This is a genomic window from Streptomyces sp. NWU339 (assembly GCF_003143855.1).
Taxonomy (GTDB): Bacteria; Actinomycetota; Actinomycetes; order Streptomycetales; family Streptomycetaceae; genus Streptomyces.
This window is the reverse complement of record NZ_QFRK01000025.1, coordinates 60,839-75,828: the sequence shown is the minus strand read 5'-3', so window position 1 is coordinate 75,828 and position 14,990 is coordinate 60,839. Positions and strand designations below refer to the sequence as shown.

Annotated in this window: 14 protein-coding genes and 1 pseudogene; 8 read left to right on the top strand and 7 right to left on the bottom strand. The window is 72.5% G+C overall.

Going from position 1 to position 14,990, the window contains the following annotated elements; genetic code table 11:
• Nucleotides 1-18: 18 nt before the first annotated feature.
• Complete coding sequence (locus tag DIZ27_RS26420) at nt 19-795, top strand: MBL fold metallo-hydrolase (protein ID WP_109380947.1); 777 nt, start codon at nt 19-21, stop codon at nt 793-795.
• 70 nt (nt 796-865) lie between these two features.
• Nucleotides 866-1,996, top strand: a pseudogene (locus tag DIZ27_RS26415) (DUF4032 domain-containing protein); the annotation flags it as partial.
• A 7-nt stretch (nt 1,997-2,003) separates the two neighbouring features.
• Here DIZ27_RS26415 and DIZ27_RS26410 read toward each other — a convergent pair.
• Entirely contained in the window at nt 2,004-2,876 is an 873-nt protein-coding gene (locus tag DIZ27_RS26410) for a universal stress protein (RefSeq protein WP_109380946.1), read from the bottom strand.
• A gap of 171 nt (nt 2,877-3,047) precedes the next feature.
• Between DIZ27_RS26410 and DIZ27_RS26405 the strand changes: the two genes are divergently transcribed.
• The 4 genes from DIZ27_RS26405 (at nt 3,048) to DIZ27_RS26390 (ending at nt 7,068) form a co-directional block, all read left to right on the top strand.
• Nucleotides 3,048-3,401, top strand: coding sequence for a UBP-type zinc finger domain-containing protein (locus DIZ27_RS26405; protein ID WP_109380945.1), 354 nt, complete (start codon nt 3,048-3,050; stop codon nt 3,399-3,401).
• Between the two features lie 139 nt (nt 3,402-3,540).
• Nucleotides 3,541-4,218, top strand: a complete 678-nt coding sequence (locus DIZ27_RS26400) for an AIM24 family protein (RefSeq protein WP_109380944.1) — start codon at nt 3,541-3,543, stop codon at nt 4,216-4,218.
• Nucleotides 4,219-4,315: 97 nt separating this feature from the next.
• On the top strand, nt 4,316-5,275 hold the full coding sequence (locus DIZ27_RS26395) for a threonine/serine dehydratase (protein WP_109380943.1): 960 nt from the start codon (nt 4,316-4,318) through the stop codon (nt 5,273-5,275).
• Nucleotides 5,276-5,454: 179 nt separating this feature from the next.
• Nucleotides 5,455-7,068 carry a serine/threonine-protein kinase gene (locus DIZ27_RS26390; protein WP_109380942.1) on the top strand — a complete coding sequence of 538 codons (1,614 nt, stop codon included), beginning with the start codon at nt 5,455-5,457 and terminating at the stop codon, nt 7,066-7,068.
• A 35-nt stretch (nt 7,069-7,103) separates the two neighbouring features.
• Here DIZ27_RS26390 and ssuE read toward each other — a convergent pair whose 3' ends face one another.
• The 6 genes from ssuE to DIZ27_RS26360 form a co-directional block, all read right to left on the bottom strand.
• Nucleotides 7,104-7,655, bottom strand: a complete 552-nt coding sequence (ssuE, locus tag DIZ27_RS26385) for an NADPH-dependent FMN reductase (RefSeq protein ID WP_109380978.1) — start codon at nt 7,653-7,655, stop codon at nt 7,104-7,106.
• A 151-nt stretch (nt 7,656-7,806) separates the two neighbouring features.
• Nucleotides 7,807-8,241 carry an OsmC family protein gene (locus DIZ27_RS26380; RefSeq protein ID WP_109380941.1) on the bottom strand — a complete coding sequence of 145 codons (435 nt, stop codon included), beginning with the start codon at nt 8,239-8,241 and terminating at the stop codon, nt 7,807-7,809.
• 56 nt (nt 8,242-8,297) lie between these two features.
• Nucleotides 8,298-9,665 (bottom strand): LLM class flavin-dependent oxidoreductase, encoded by a 1,368-nt coding sequence (locus DIZ27_RS26375; RefSeq protein WP_258308549.1) that lies wholly within the window; start codon nt 9,663-9,665, stop codon nt 8,298-8,300.
• A gap of 56 nt (nt 9,666-9,721) precedes the next feature.
• Nucleotides 9,722-10,843 carry an NrtA/SsuA/CpmA family ABC transporter substrate-binding protein gene (locus DIZ27_RS26370; RefSeq protein ID WP_219933649.1) on the bottom strand — a complete coding sequence of 374 codons (1,122 nt, stop codon included), beginning with the start codon at nt 10,841-10,843 and terminating at the stop codon, nt 9,722-9,724.
• Nucleotides 10,844-10,922: 79 nt separating this feature from the next.
• Complete coding sequence (locus DIZ27_RS26365) at nt 10,923-11,699, bottom strand: ABC transporter ATP-binding protein (protein WP_258308548.1); 777 nt, start codon at nt 11,697-11,699, stop codon at nt 10,923-10,925.
• Nucleotides 11,663-12,568 carry an ABC transporter permease gene (locus DIZ27_RS26360; RefSeq protein WP_109380939.1) on the bottom strand — a complete coding sequence of 302 codons (906 nt, stop codon included), beginning with the start codon at nt 12,566-12,568 and terminating at the stop codon, nt 11,663-11,665. Before DIZ27_RS26360 ends, DIZ27_RS26365 begins: the two co-directional genes overlap by 37 nt.
• 636 nt (nt 12,569-13,204) lie before the next feature.
• Between DIZ27_RS26360 and DIZ27_RS26355 the strand changes: the two genes are divergently transcribed.
• Together DIZ27_RS26355 and DIZ27_RS26350 are read left to right on the top strand one after the other, a co-directional pair.
• A complete protein-coding gene (locus tag DIZ27_RS26355; protein ID WP_219933648.1) occupies nt 13,205-13,858 on the top strand; it encodes a GntR family transcriptional regulator in 654 nt (217 codons plus the stop codon).
• A gap of 56 nt (nt 13,859-13,914) precedes the next feature.
• Entirely contained in the window at nt 13,915-14,886 is a 972-nt protein-coding gene (locus tag DIZ27_RS26350) for an LLM class F420-dependent oxidoreductase (RefSeq protein WP_109380937.1), read from the top strand.
• Nucleotides 14,887-14,990 lie beyond the last annotated feature (104 nt).

The following is a 14,990-nucleotide window of genomic DNA, read 5'->3' as shown; positions in this document are numbered from 1 at the left end:
GCAGAACGCGGGGCGATCATGCGGGCAGATGTGCGGCACGTGGCCGACGGCACCCACCTGGTGCACGGCTCGAACACCAACTGGGTGATCCTCCAGGAGGGGGACGCCGTCACCCTGATCGACACCGGCTACCCCGGTGACCGCGAGCGACTCCTCGCGTCCCTGGCGGAGGTGGGCAGCGCACCGGAGGCAGTCGCGGCCGTGCTGATCACCCACGCACACACGGACCACCTGGGCTCCGCGGAGTACCTGCGGGCCACGTACGGCACCCCCGTGTACGCCCATGAGGCCGAAGTCCCGCACGTTCGCCGGGACTTCCTGCACCAGGTGACCGTCGGGCAGATCCTGCGCAACGGCTGGCGGCCGGGCGTGCTGCCCTGGGCCCTGCACGCGCTGCGCTCCGGCGGCACGGCGCACGTTCCGGTCACCGCCCCCGAGCCGTTCCCGCGGCCCGAACCCCGGTCCGACGCGCCGGATCCGCCCCGCCCGCTCGACCTGCCCGGCCGACCGGTCCCCGTGCACACACCCGGCCACACCGACGGGCACTGTGCCTTCCACCTCCCGGACACCGGGGCAGTGGTGTCCGGCGACGCCCTGGTGAGCGCTCACCCGACCTCCCGGGTGAGCGGACCGCAACTGCTGCCCGGCATGTTCCACCGCGAGCGGGCCACCGCCCTCGCCTCGCTGGACATCCTGGCCGAGTTGGAGAGCGACCTCCTGCTGCCCGGACACGGCCCCGCGCACGAGGGGTCCCTGCGGGACGCGGCGCGGCTGGCCCGCGAGCGCGCGCAATAGGCTGAGGGGGCGGTCACCGGTGTGACGACCGCCGGGAGACGGCCGCCCCTGAGACGAGGGCACCCGAGCCATGGCCCTGCAGATCAGTGCGACCGACCCGGAGCATCCCGCGCTCCTGCTGGAACTGCCCTGGCACCCGCCCCTCGAGGAGTGGCCCGAGGAGTATCTGGTGCCGCTGCCGCGCGGCATCTCCCGGCACGTGGTGCCTTACGCCCGCGCCGACGACGAAGTGATCGCCGTCAAGGAACTCGCCCAGCGACCCGCGCCGCGCGAGTACCGACTGCTGCGCGACCTGGACCGGATCGGCGTTCCGGCGGTGGACCCGCTCGCCGTGGTCACCGGCCGCACCGACACGGTCGGCGAGCCGCTGGAGAGCGTCCTGGTCACGCGGCATCTCGGGGGGCGATGCCGTACCGGTCGATGTTCGAGACGACGCTGCGCCCGGTGACCGTGCACCGGCTGATGGAGGCCCTCGCCGTGCTGCTGGTACGCCTGCACGTCGCCGGGTTCGCCTGGGGCGACTGCTCGCTGTCGAACACGTTGTTCCGGCGGGACGCGGGCGCCTACGCCGCCTGTCCGGTGGACGCCGGGACCGGTGATCTGCGCCCGCTACCGGGGCCTCCGGCGGGAACTGACCCGCACCTCCGTCCACCCGGCGGACGAGTACCACCACATCGAGCGCCGGATCCGCCGGCTGAACGAGCTGGGCTTCGACGTCGCCGAGATGCAGATCGAGCACGCCTCCACCGGCGACACGGTCACCTTCGTGCCGAAGGTCGTCGACGCCGGGCACCACCAGCGCCAACTGCTGCGCCTGACCGGGCTCGACACCGAGGAGAACCAGGCCGGGCGGCTGCTGAACGACCTGGAGAGCTGGATGGCCACCCAGGAGGACTTCGTCCCAGAGGGCCGCGGCGGCGCCTCGCGGCGGCGCACGGGCACCGGTGCCGGGCAGCCCCCGGGCGCCCGCCCCGAGGCCCTCGCCCACCGCTGGGTGCGGGAGGTGTTCCGCCCGGCCGTGCGCGCCGTGCCGCCCGAACTGCGCGGCGCGATGGACCAGACGGAGATCCACCACGAACTCCTCGAGCACCGCTGGTACCTGTCCGAGCGGGCCCAGCACGACATCGGTCTCGACACGGCGGTCGAGGACTACGTCAGGAACGTCCTGCCCAGGCCCCGGGAAGCACCGCGGCCCCCGGCCGGCTGGGTCAGGCCGGGGGTACCACCGCCACCGGGCAGTCGGCGTGGTGCAGGACGCCGTGGGCGACCGAGCCGATCCGGGCGCCGACGGCGGTGCGGCGCGCGCGACGGCCGACGACCATCAACTGGGCGGTGCCGGCCACCGACAGCAGCACCTGCCCGGCGCTGCCCATCTCCACGTGCTCGACGACGGGCACCTGCGGGTGACGCTCGCGGAACGGCGCGAGGGCCGTGGACAGAGCCTTCTGCTCGTACTGCTCCAGGCCCCCGGCCTCGTCGACCTGACGCAGCACTTCGGGGCTGTAGACGAACATCGGCGGCAGGGTCCAGGCCCGTACGGCGCGCACGGTGGCGCCCCGTGCGGCGGCCGCCTCGAAGGCGAAGTCCAGCGCGGCGGCGCTGTCCTCCGGATCGCCCTGCTGACCGACGACGATCTCCCGCCCGGCGGCCTCGCCCGACGCCCGCTCCCCGGCCCGCACGAAGACCACCGGCCGCGTGGCGTCGACGATCACCTGCTGGCCGACCGAGCCGACCAGGAAGCCGATGATCCGCCCGTGCCCGCGCGAGCCGAGCACCAGCATCTCCGCGTCCGCCGCGGCGCCGGCCAGGGTCTGTACGGCGTCCCCCTCCAGGACGTCGGTGGTCACCGCGAGATCCGGGTGCCGCTCGGTGATCCGGCGGACCGACTCGCCCACCGCGTCGCGCACCCGCTGCCCCTGGGTGGCGGCGTCGCCGGCGTCGACGCCCTCGTGTGTCTGGAAGCTCCAGGCGTGCACCACCCGCAGCGGCCGTCCCCGGCGGACCGCCTCCCTCGCCGCCCAGGCCAGTCCGGCGAGGCTCTCCTCGGTTCCGTCGACCCCTGCCGTGATCGGGCGCGTCATGCGGTTCCTCCTGTGTCGTGTCCATCAGACGCGGTCCAGTCTTCCTCAACCTGTCTCCGGTGCTCTCCTCGCGTCCCGCCTGAAGCAGCCCGTACCCGAGCGGACGGTCGCGATCCCGCATACGCTGGACCGACTGCCGGTGGAGTTCCGCGACGTCCTCGAGGAGTCGGCATGACCAGCGACCGCGCCATCGATCCCCGTGTTCCGCCGAGCGGCGCGGGGTGCGCCGAGTGCGACGCCGCGGGCGGCTGGTGGTTCCATCTGCGGCGCTGCGCGCAGTGCGGGCACGTCGGCTGCTGCGACAGTTCCCCCGGTCAGCACGCCACGGCGCACTTCAGGGCCTTTGGGCATCCCGTGGTCCGCAGCTACGAACCCGGCGAGGCCTGGTTCTGGAACTACGCCACCGACGAGATGTACGAGTCGGGCCCCGACCTGGCCCCGCCCGTGAGCCACCCAGCGGACCAGCCGTCCCCGGGCCCGGCCGAGCGCGTACCGGAGAACTGGGCGGAGCGCCTTCGCCGCTGAACGTTGCACGCGTCGGCGCCCGGCCGCCGAGGCCGTCCGGTGGTGGGGAGGAACAGTCCCGGCCGCCGCGCCGATGTCCCCAAGTTCGATTCCTGGCGGGATCTTGGCGGAGGCGGACCCTCCGGGCGAGGATGCCCTCATGAAGGGTGATCTGTTTTCCAGCCGGCACATGGTGCAGCCCGCCTCGGCTCCGGGCATGACGGTCGAGAACGCCAAGTGCATCCGGTACGTCGTCAACGGCGAGATGCACGCCCGGCAGGGTGCGATGATCGCCTACCGTGGCGGACTCCGGTTCGAGCGCAAGGGCCAGGGCGTGGGCGGCATGCTCAAACGCGCGGTGACGGGTGAAGGACTGCCGCTGATGGCGGTGCGGGGACAGGGCGAGGCCTGGTTCGCGCAGGAGGCGCAGAACTGCTTCATCGTCCAGCTCGAGCCGGGCGACGAGTTCACCGTCAACGGCCGCAACGTCCTGTGCTTCGACTCCACACTGTCGTACCGCATCTCGACCGTGAAGGGCGCCGGCATCACCGGCGGCGGCCTGTTCAACAGTGTCTTCACGGGGCACGGCCTGCTGGGCCTGGTCTGCGAGGGCGATCCGCTGGTCCTCCCGGTGTCGCCGCAGTCCCCGGTCCACGTCGACACGGACGCGATCGTCGGCTGGACCGCGGGCCTGGCGACTTCCCTGCACCGCTCGCAGTCGCTCGGTTCGATGCTGCGCGGCGGCTCGGGCGAGGCGGTGCAACTGATGCTGCAGGGCGAGGGACACGTCATCGTGCGGCCCAGCGAGGCCACGCCGCACAAGCCTCAGCAGCACTGAGGCCCGTACCGCCGGACGCATCCTGTTGACCTTGGCGGCCGGCCGGGTCAGGGTTCGTTACGGCGCGGATCACGCCCCGCGCCGGAAGGCGGTTGTCATGATCGGGATGCCGGAGATCGAGGCCGCGGCGGAGCGGATCGCCGGACACGTGGTACGGACGCCGACGGTGCCGAGCCCCGGGTTGTCGGCACTGCTCGGCGCCCCGGTCACGGCGAAGCTGGAACTGCTGCAGCGCACCGGATCGTTCAAGGCGCGCGGCGCGGTGGCGAAGCTGCTGTCGCTGAACGAGGCGGAGCGGGCCGCCGGGGTCGTGGCCGTGAGCGGCGGCAATCACGGGATCGCCGTCGCGGTCATGGCCTCCGCGCTCGACGTCAAGGCCACGGTGGTGATGCCCCGGTCGGCCCCCGCGCGGGCGGTCGAGGTGGCGGAGACGGCCGGCGCGTCGGTGCGGCTGGCCGACGACATGGACGGTGCCTTCGCCCTGATGACGCGGCTTCAGCAGGAAGGGCTGACCCTGGTCCACCCCTTCGACGATCCGGTGGTGATCGCCGGGCAGGGCACCGTGGGACTGGAGTTCGCCGACGACGCCGGTGACCTCACCGACGTACTGGTGAGCATCGGTGGCGGCGGGCTGATCTCCGGTGTGGCGGCGGCGCTCAGGGCCCGGCGGCCCGGAATCCGGATCTGGGGTGTGGAGACGGAGGGCGCCCAGGCCATGTCCGATGCGCTCGCGGCGGGCGGACCGGTGCCGGTCGCGCTGTCGTCGATCGTCTCCACGCTCAGTGCCCCGGCCGTGTCGCAGCTGACGTACGATCATGTGTCGGCGCTGGTCACCGAGGTGCTGGTGGTGCCGGACCGGGAGGCCGTACAGGGTTCGCTGGACCTCGCGGACCACGCCAAGGTGTGGACGGAGCCGGCTGCGGGCTGTCTGCTGCCGGCGGCGCGCCGGGTGCTGGAGCGGGTCGGCGAGGGGGCCCGGATCGGACTGGTGGTGTGCGGGGGCAACGCGACCACCGGCGACATGATCGCCTGGGCGTCCCGTTTCGGGCTGCGCTGAGCCCTCTCCCGGGTTCCGGAGGTCCGCATCCGCTCGCTCCTTCCTTCGAACGAACTCCTTTGAACGAAGGACGGGAATCCGTCGTCGCCGGGATTCGGGCGCCGCCCCTTGAACAAAGGGCGCCCGGTCACACGTACCTCTGGCAAAGGCGGAAGCAGCGGCTCGGACGAGGGATGGCCATGGGCAGGGCGCACGTCTCCACACACCAGCCGGTCGCCGGGAGGTACCGGCTGGCCGAGGTCATCCATCGCGAACCCCATCACGTCTGCTGGTACGCCGACGACATCGGGACGGGACGTCCCTGTCTGGTCACGCAGATCGCGCTCCCGGAGGATCCGTCCGAGCCCGTGCGCCGCGCCCCCTCCCGTGTCCTGCGCACGACCGAGAGCATGGCGCGGTTGTGTCCCGGACGGATCGCCACCGTCGTCGACGCCGTCGACGAGGCCGGCTTCCTGTGGACCGTCACCACCTGGGTCGACGGCACACCTCTGGGCGAACTCCTCAGCGAGGAGGGTCCGTTCAACTATGTGCGGGCCGCGCGCATCGGACTGGAGCTGCTCGACGTGCTGGACGCCGCGCACGCGGCGGGCATCACGCACGGCGAACTCAGCCCCGGTCAGGTGTTCGTGCGCGACACCGGTCCGGTCGTGGTCACCGGGTTCGGTCTGGCCGGCTCGACCCCGGCCCCCCGCCTCACGTCACCGTCGTACGCCTCCCCCGAACAGGCCCGCGACGAACGCGTCGGCCCCGCCGCGGACCTGTGGACGCTGGGCGCGATCCTCTACACGATGGTCGAGGGACGTCCCCCGTTCCGCGACCGGGGGCGACCCGAGTCCACGCTGAAGGCGGTGGACCGGCTGCCGCTGCGCACGCCCGTGCGCGCGGGGCCCCTGACCCAGGTCGTTCAGGGTCTGCTCCGCAAGGACGCGCGGGAGCGGCTGACCCGGCAGGTGGTCCGCGAGGCGCTCACCCGTGCTCTCAGCGAGGACCCCGACGCGGCCCTGGGCGCGGTGCCGAGCCCCCGGCTGCGCGGCACCCGCACCGTCATCCTCGGGAACACGGGCCGGGAGTGGAGCAGACGGACGACGGTCCTCGGCACGGCCCTGGCCGTCGTCACCGTGGCGGCCGTCGTGCTCGCCGCGGCCCGGGGGCTGCCCGGGACCGGCACCGGCTCCGCCGCCGACGCGCCGGACACGCCGCCGGCCTCCGCCTCCGCGCCGGCCCCCTCGGACCCGTCCGGGGCGGCCGAACCCGACAAGCCGGGCGGCCGGGACACCTCCCCGCCGTCCGCCGCACCCGCCCCGGACCCCTCGGGCACAGCGGGGCTCCCGGCGGGCTACCGCCTCTACCGTGCGCCGGAGGGCTTCTCCCTCGCGCTCCCCGAGGACTTCGAACGGCTGGACACCTCCCGCGTGTCCGACCTCGCCTACCGCGTCACCTTCGGCGTGGACGGGAACGCCCGCACCCTCGCGGTCACCTACAGCGAGCGGGTCGGCCCGGATCCGGTGGCCGTGTGGCGGGACGACGTGGAGCCGCCCCTGGAGCGGACGGACGCCTACGAGCGGATCGGCGTGATCCGCGCGACCACGTACCAGGGGCGCGAAGCCGCCGACATGGAGTGGCTGTCGGCGGCCGACGGCCTCCGGCTGCGTACCTTCGGCCGCGGGTTCCTCCTGGGCGGCGGGCGCGGCTTCTCGCTGCGCTGGACGGCCCCGGCCGCCGACTGGGAGAAGACGGAGAACCAGGAGGCACTACGGACGTTCCTGCGCACGTTCCGGCCGGGCTCCGGGTGAGGGTCCGGTCCGCGGGGGAACGTGCCCGCTCCTGGTCAGCCGACGGCCAGCAGGGTGCTGCGTTCGAGGGCGGTGGCGAAGCCGTCGACGACGCGCTCGAGGTGGCGGGCGGTCTCCGCTTCGATGTCCAGGGTGCCGTCGGGGGCGGTGGCCAGGTGCTTGTCGAGGACGAACCAGCCGGGGGTGATGTGCTCGGCGCCCATCGAGGCGAGGACCGGGCGCAGCGCGTAGTCGACGGCCAGGACATGGGCGGTGGAGCCGCCGGTGGCCAGCGGCAGTACGGTCCGGCCGGCCAGGGCGTACTGCGGGAGCAGGTCCAGCAGGGACTTGAGCAGGCCGGAGTAGGCGGCCTTGTAGACGGGGGTGCCGATCACGACGCCGTCGGCGCGTTCGAACAGGGCGGTGGCCTCGCGGACCGCGGGGTGGCCGAAGTCGCCGCCGAGCAGCGCCTCGGCGGGCAGGGTGCGTACGTCCAGCGGGATCACCTCGTGCCCCCTGGCGGTCAGTCGCGCGTCCAGGTGGCGCAGCAGTCGGGCGGTGCGGGATGCGGCGGAGGGGCTGCCGGAGACGGACAGGACGGTGGCCACGGTGATCACCTTCGGGTGTGCGTGCGGGGAGGGTGCGGGATGCGGTGGAGCGGGCCCGGGGGCCGGGGGCGGCCCCCGGGCTCACATGCCTGCCGTGCGGCGGGCCGAGTGCGGGGTTTCGGCGTGATTCGGCGCCGGGTCGGCCGGTTCCTCAGGCGGCGCCGGCGAGCGGTTCCTGCACCCGGGCGGCCACCTCGACGTGGCCGCCCCGGCGCAGGGTGTTGTAGATCGGGCAGCTGCCGGTGAAGAGCCCGACCAGGATGTCGGCCTCGCCCTGGTCGACTCCTTCGAGCAGCAGCTCGATCCGCAGGTAGGTGTAGCGGGTGGGGTCCTGCGGGTCCCGCTGGTAGCTGATCTCGGCCCGGCCACCGGTCAGGCCGGAGCCGCGTTCCTCGGCATGGAGCTGGATGTTGCTCAGGGAGCAGGAGGCCAGGGCGGACAGCAGCAGCTCTCCTGCCCCGACGGCCTCCCCCGGCCCTGTGCGGGCGTCGGAGACGAAGTGGTTCGTCCGGGCAGTCACCAGGAAGCGCCCCTGGGTGTCGGTGGTGCGGCCGGTGATGCTCGTGATGTCGCCTGTCGCTGTCATGCCGTGAGGTCCTTGGCGTCGCTGTGCGGGATCCGGTGTGGGGGGTGCGGTGCGGGTCAGCCGTTGTCGCCGTTCCCGTCCCGGCGGTTGCGCCACTGCCCGGTCTCGGGGCGCTCCAGGCCCAGGTGGTCGCGCAGGGTGGTGCCCTCGTACTCGGTGCGGAACAGGCCGCGGCGCTGCAGGTCGGGCACCACCTGGCGGACGAAGTCCTCGAAGGCGCCCGGCGTGTGGACGGCGCCCACGGTGAAGCCGTCGCAGGCGCCCTCGGTGAACCACTGCGCCATGCCGTCGGCGACCTCGGCCGCCGTGCCGACGAAGGAGCCCTCGGTACGGCCGCCGTACCGCTTGCCCAGCTCACGCAGGGTCAGCCCCTCGCGCCGGGTCATCTCCACGACCTCCTTGTAGTGCCCCTGGACACCGGGGACGTCGACGTCGGGCAGCGGCTCGTCGAGCGGCAGCTCCGAGAGGTCCACGTCCAGGTGGTAGGCGAGGGTCGACAGGCCGGCCAGCGGCGGGACCAGGTCCGCCAGGCGCTGCTCGGCCTCGCGCGCGGCCTCGGTGGTGGGACCGATGATGGGGGTGGCCATGGGGAGGATCTTGACGTCCTCGGCACGGCGGCCGTGGCGGACCGCCCGGGCCTTGATGTCCTGGTAGAAGTCCTTGGCCGATTCCAGGGAGGCGTGGCTGCAGAAGATGACGTCGGACCAGCGCGCCGCGAAGTCGCGGCCCTTGGGGGATGCCCCGGCCTGGATGATCACCGGGTAGCCCTGGGGCGGCCGGGGCGTGTTCAGCGGGCCGCGGACGTTGAACCACTCCCCCTTGTGGTCGATGGCGTGCACGCGGTCGGGGTCGGCGAAGAGGGGGGCCTCCGGGTCCGCCGCGAGGGCGTCGTCCTCCCAGCTGTCCCACAGCTTGCAGGTCACCTCGAGGAACTCGTCGGCCCGCTCGTAGCGCTGGTCGCGGTCGATGTGCCGGTCCTCGCCGAAGTTGCGGGCCTCGGAGTCCTGGAAGGAGGTCACCACGTTCCAGGCGGCGCGGCCGTCACTGAGGTGGTCGAGCGTGGCGAAGGAGCGCGCCACGGGGAAGGGCTCGAAGTAGCTGGTGGAGATCGTGGCGGCCACGCCGAGCCGGGTGGTGGCGGCGGCGACCGCCGACAGCACCGGCGTCGGATCGAGCCGCAGGGAGCCGAGCGCGCCGTAGCGCAGCTGGCTGTCCATGCTGCCGCCGAGGCGGTCGGGCACGGACAGGATGTCCGGGAGGAACATCAGGTCGAACTTGCCCTGCTCGAGCACGCGGCCGATGTGCTGGTAGTAGGAGGCCGACAGCCAGCCGGGCTCGGAGCCGGGGTGGCGCCAGCCGCCGGGCCGGCCGGGGCCCGCGGTCACGAAGGCCGCGAGGTGCATCTGGTTCTCGGGGGTGCTCACTGCGTGTTCTCTCTTCCGTGCTGTGGTGCTGTGTGTCCTGTGGTGCGCCCTGTCGGTCACTTGGCCAGTTCGGCGGCCACCGCCTTCTTGACCGTGTCGAACCGGGAGTCCTGCAGGAACCCGGTCACGTCGATCTTCGAGGGGTAGACGCCCAGGGCGTGGAAGCTGTCGGCGAGGTCCTGGGTGTTCTCGATCGCCTTGCGGTCCACCGGCGCGAGTTGGTCGGCGTTGGAGTCCGAGAGCCTCTTCTCCTTGGTCAGCTCGAGGAACACCTCGCGCTCGAGGTCCTCCGAGCCGAATCCGCCGATCTTGTCGAAGAACTCGACGCTCGCCTCGGGACGGGCGTTGACGCGGCGCTGGGTGTCCCGGATGACACGCACCACCTTCGCCGCGGCCTCGGGGTACTCCTCGGCGAAGGACTCGCTGGCCACGTAGAAGGAGTAGTCGTAGGTCCTGACGTTCGGCAGCCTGCGGGCCTTGTGCCGGGCCCGGCCCAGGCTGATGGCCGGCGTCCAGCTGATCCAGGCGTCCACCTTGCCGTTGGCGAAGGCCGACTCGGCGTCGGCGGCCGGCAGGTTGACGTACTCGACGTCGTCCAGTCGCAGGCCGGCGGTCTGCAGGTACTTGATGAGGCTGTAGGTGCCGGTGGTGCCCTGCTGGTCGGCGACCCGCTTGCCCTTGAGGTCGGCGGCGCCGCGGATGGAAGAGTTCTGGGGGACGAGGATCTCGACCTCGTTGGCGGGCAGCGGGTAGGCGGCGAGCGGCACGATGGGCACGCCCCCGCCGATCGCGTAGGCCACGGCGGTGGCGGTGGCGAAGGTGAGGTCGACGCTGCCGGCCTTGAGCGCCTCCATCACCGGCAGCGAGGCGGTGAACCCGGACGGCCAGGTGACGGTGGTGCCGCCGAGTTCCTTGCCCAGGTCCACGCCGTCGAACTTGTAGCGCAGGGCCGCCGGGGTACCGGTCCTGCCGCTGCCGATGACCGCGTAGCGGAGCTTCTGCGGCACGCCGTCGGCCAGCGCCGCGTTGCCCGGCCGCGCTCCGCCGCCGCAGGCGGCCAGCGCCGGGGCGAGGGCGGCGGCACCGCCGACGGCCAGGATGCGGCGGCGCGAGACGTTTTTGGACAGGAGCGGGGAGGCTCCCGTGGTCGAACGGGAGAACGGACGGTTCACGGTCACGGTCGGGTTCTTTCTCGGTGGCGCGTTGCTCGGGCGGGCGGAAGCGGGGGTGCGGGTGGCGGCGGTGGGGGGCGCGGGGTCAGGCGTCGACCGGGACGGAGGAGTGCGGTTCGAGGAGACCCTGGAGCAGTTCCTCCTTCCAGGCGACGAGGCGGGGGTGGCCGCGCCGCTCCCCGCGGGGCAGGTCGATGTGCAGGTCGCGGCCGACGGCGCCGTCGGCCAGCACCAGGACGCGGTCGGAGAGCACGAGCGCCTCCTCCACGTCATGGGTCACCAGCAGGACGGTGCGCGGCTGCTCCAGCCACAGGCGTTCCAGGAGCTGCTGCATGGCGATCCGGGTGATCGCGTCCAGAGCACCGAACGGCTCGTCCAGGAGCAGCAGTTCGGGGTGGTGGAGCAGGGCGCGGGCCAGGGCGACGCGCTGCCTCTGCCCACCGGAGAGCTCGGCCGGCCAGGCGCCGCCGCGGTCGGCCAGTCCCACGGCCTCCAGCAGGGTGCGTGCCTCATCCCTGCGGCCCTTGACACCCAGCAGCACGTTGTCCTCGACCGTGCGCCAGGGCAGCATCCGGTCCTCCTGGAACATCATCCGCACCATGGGCGGCTGTGGACCGGCACCGTGGAGCTGGACGGTTCCCGCGCTCGGCTCCTCCAGCCCGGCGACGATCCGCAGCAGGGTGCTCTTGCCCGCGCCGCTGGGACCGAGGAAGGAGACGAAGGAGCCGGCTTCGACGTCCAGGTCGAGGTTCTCCAGGACCCACCGGTCGCCGTACTGCCGGCCCAGGCCGTCCAGGGCGAGCCGGGCGCCCGCCCGCGCCGGGGTCACTGGGTCGCCCGCGGGCGGTAGTTGGGGTGCCACCGGAGCACCCTCCTTTCGATGAGCCTGGTCAGGAGGTCGGCGAGCAGGCCGGCCAGTGCGTACAGCACGATGGCGAGGACGATCTGGTCGGTGCGCAGCAACTCGCGGGCGTTCTGGGCGAGGTAGCCGATCCCGTCGCTGGCCGAGATGGTCTCGGCGACCACGAGGGTCATCCAGGCGACGCCGAGGGAGTACCGGATGCCGGACAGGATGGTGGGCATGGCCCCGGGGACGGCGATGTCGCGCACCAGGCGCCACCGTCCCAGTCCGTAGGAGCGGCCGAGCTGCAGCAGCTTGGGGTCGACCCCGCGGATGCCGGTCACGGTGTTCAGGTAGATGGGGAAGAAGGTGCCCAGCGCCACGAGGAGGATCTTGGGTTCCTCCCCGATGCCGAACCAGGCGATCATCAGCGGCACCAGAGCCAGGTGCGGGATGGTGCGCACCATCTGCAGGGACCGGTCGAGGAGGATCTCCGTCACCTTCGACATGCCGACCAGGAAGCCCAGGAGCAGGCCGGTGGCCGCGCCCAGGGCGAAGCCCTGCAGGATGCGCCGCAGACTGGTGAGGATGTGGAACTGGAGTTCTCCGGTGGCGGCCAGATCGCTTCCCGCCCGCAGAACCGCTTCGGGGGCGGGGAGGATGGACGGCGGCAGGATGCCGGCCGCGGCGGTCCACTGCCACACCACCAGGACCAGCAGGGGGACGGCCCAGGGGCCGGCCGTGCGGGCGGTGCGCAGCAGCGCCCGGCGGTTGCGTCCGGCGGAGGACGGCCCGGCCGCCCCCTTCCCCGGTGCGCCGGGTCGTCCGACAGGGCCGTCAGGACCGGGATGCGGTGGTCGGTCCTTGGCGAGCAGCGTCTGCTCGGGCATGGGAGATCCCCTTCAGGAGTGGTTCGGCCGCCCGTCCGACCGCTTGGCCGGTGTGGGGCGACAGCCGGGAAGGACTTCGGGGCCGTGTGGCGGTGAGGCCTTGGGGGCGGTGCCCGGAGCCGGCTCCCGGAGCCATGCCGAACAGTGGACTGGGCGGGGCGAGCTGGGGCGGGAGACGGGACGCGCCTGCGGTCGGGCCGGACACGGCCGCGCCCGCCGCTGTCTCAGCGGCCGGAACGCGGCAGGCGGAGTGCGCGTGCGATCAACAACAGCCCGTGCTGACGACGCGCATGAAGTCGATGTGCCGACGGCTCGTCAGGCTGTTGCAGAAGCGGGAGGTCGGCCCGGCTACCGGGTGCGCCGGGTGGGCGGCGTACCGCCCTGGCTGCGCGCCACGATGCATCAGAAGCTCCCGAAATCCCGTCAGGCGTGCATGGCTCATGCACTCGAACGTGGACCCGGACCTGAGGACGCGACGGTCCCCATGTCCGGATTCAACTGCAAGCAACTGTATACACATGTAGACAGTGGCAGACTATGGGCGTCTCGAATCGCGAGAACACCTGTCCGCCGAAAGCACCGCTTCGCGTGCGCCGACGACGGGCCGGTCCTCGGTACGGAAGGGGAGCGACCAGTTTGAGCACCGCACGGGGAGACCGGGGCGCCGATACGGGCGCGGGCAGCCACTACGCCCGGATCCGGCAGAGCATCCTCGACGGCCAGTCACCCCCCGGAACCGTCCTGATCCCGACTGGTCTCAGCACGCAGTTCAACGTCTCGCGCACTCCTGTCCGGGAGGCGCTGATCCGGCTCGAGCAGGAAGGCCTGGTGACCCGGGCCACTCGCGGCTATGTGGTACGCACCCGCACCCCCCAGGAGATCCTGGAGATCTGCGAGGCGCGCATCGCACTGGAATCGTCGGCCGCGCAGACGGCCGCGACCCGGCGGACCGAGCTCGACCTGGCCCGACTCGTCCACGTCCACGAGTCCGCCGCGGCGTCGACGGACCCCGCGGAGCTGCAGGAACTCAACCAACAGTGGCACCGGGCACTGCGCGAGGCCGGGCACAATGCGACGATCATCGAGCTGATGGACCGTCTGGACGCCCAGCTGAAGGTCTACGACTCCGGCACCACCACCCGGCCGGACAACCTCACCCTGATCCTCGAGGAGCACACCCGGATCCTGGACGCGATCCGCCGCGGCGACGCGTCGGCCGCCCGGCAGCACGTCATCGAGCACCAGAGCCGCACCCGCGACCTGCGCCTCGCGGCCCTCGCGCGGTCCTGAGCCCACCGGTGCATGATCCACCGTTATCGCGCTCTTCGACCGGGGACTCGGTCCTCATGACACATATCGGATACACGATGATGACCGAGCAGAGCGGGCCCCGTGAGCTGGTCGGCCATGTGGTGCGGGCCGAGGAGGCGGGCTTCGACTTCTCCGTGACCTCGGACCACTACTTCCCGTGGCTGCGGTCACAGGGTCACGCGCCGTACGCGTGGAGCGTGCTGGGTGCGGCGGCCCAGGCCACCTCGCGGATTCCGCTGATGACGTATGTGACGTGTCCCACGTTCCGGTATCACCCGGCGGTGGTGGCGCAGAAGGCCGCGACGATGCAGCTGCTCTCCGAGGGCCGGTTCCGGTTGGGACTCGGCTCGGGAGAGAACCTCAACGAGCATGTGGTGGGAGGCGGCTGGCCGTCGGTGGATGTGCGGCACGAGATGCTCGAGGAGGCGGTGGAGGTCATCCGTGCGCTGTTCGAGGGCGGGCATGTGAACCACCGCGGCACCCACTTCGACGTCGAGTCGGCCCGGCTGTGGGACCTGCCGGACCAACCGCCGCCGATCGGTGTCGCGGTCTCCGGGGAGCGGTCCTGCGCCCTTGCGGGCCGGCTCGCGGATCTGGTGATCGCCACGGAGCCGGAAGCCGGGCTGCTCGAGTCGTTCGACCGGCACGGCGGCGCGGGCAAGCCGCGGGTGGGACAGCTGCCCGTGTGCTACGACCCCGACCGCGCCACGGCCGTCGAACGCGCTCATTCCCAGTTCCGCTGGTTCGGCAACGGCTGGAAGGTCAACTCCGAGCTGCCGCACCCGGATTCCTTCGCGTCGGCCACCCGATTCGTGCGGCCCGAGGACGTCGCCGGCTCGATCCCCTGCGGCAGCGACCCGGCGGACTTCGTCGAGGCCGTCCGCGCCTACGTGGAGGCCGGTTTCACCGAGATCGCCCTCGTGCAGATCGGCGGCGACACACAGCCGGAGTACCTCGACTGGTCGGAGAAGACCCTGCTGCCGGCGCTGCGGAGCGCCTTCGGCTGAGCGGAACCCCGCCGGGGGCGGGCCGGGCGCGGCACCGAGGAATCGCCCGAAGGGATGAGCATCCGGCCCGGTTGCGGGGTACCAGAGGGTTCTGTGTCGGTACT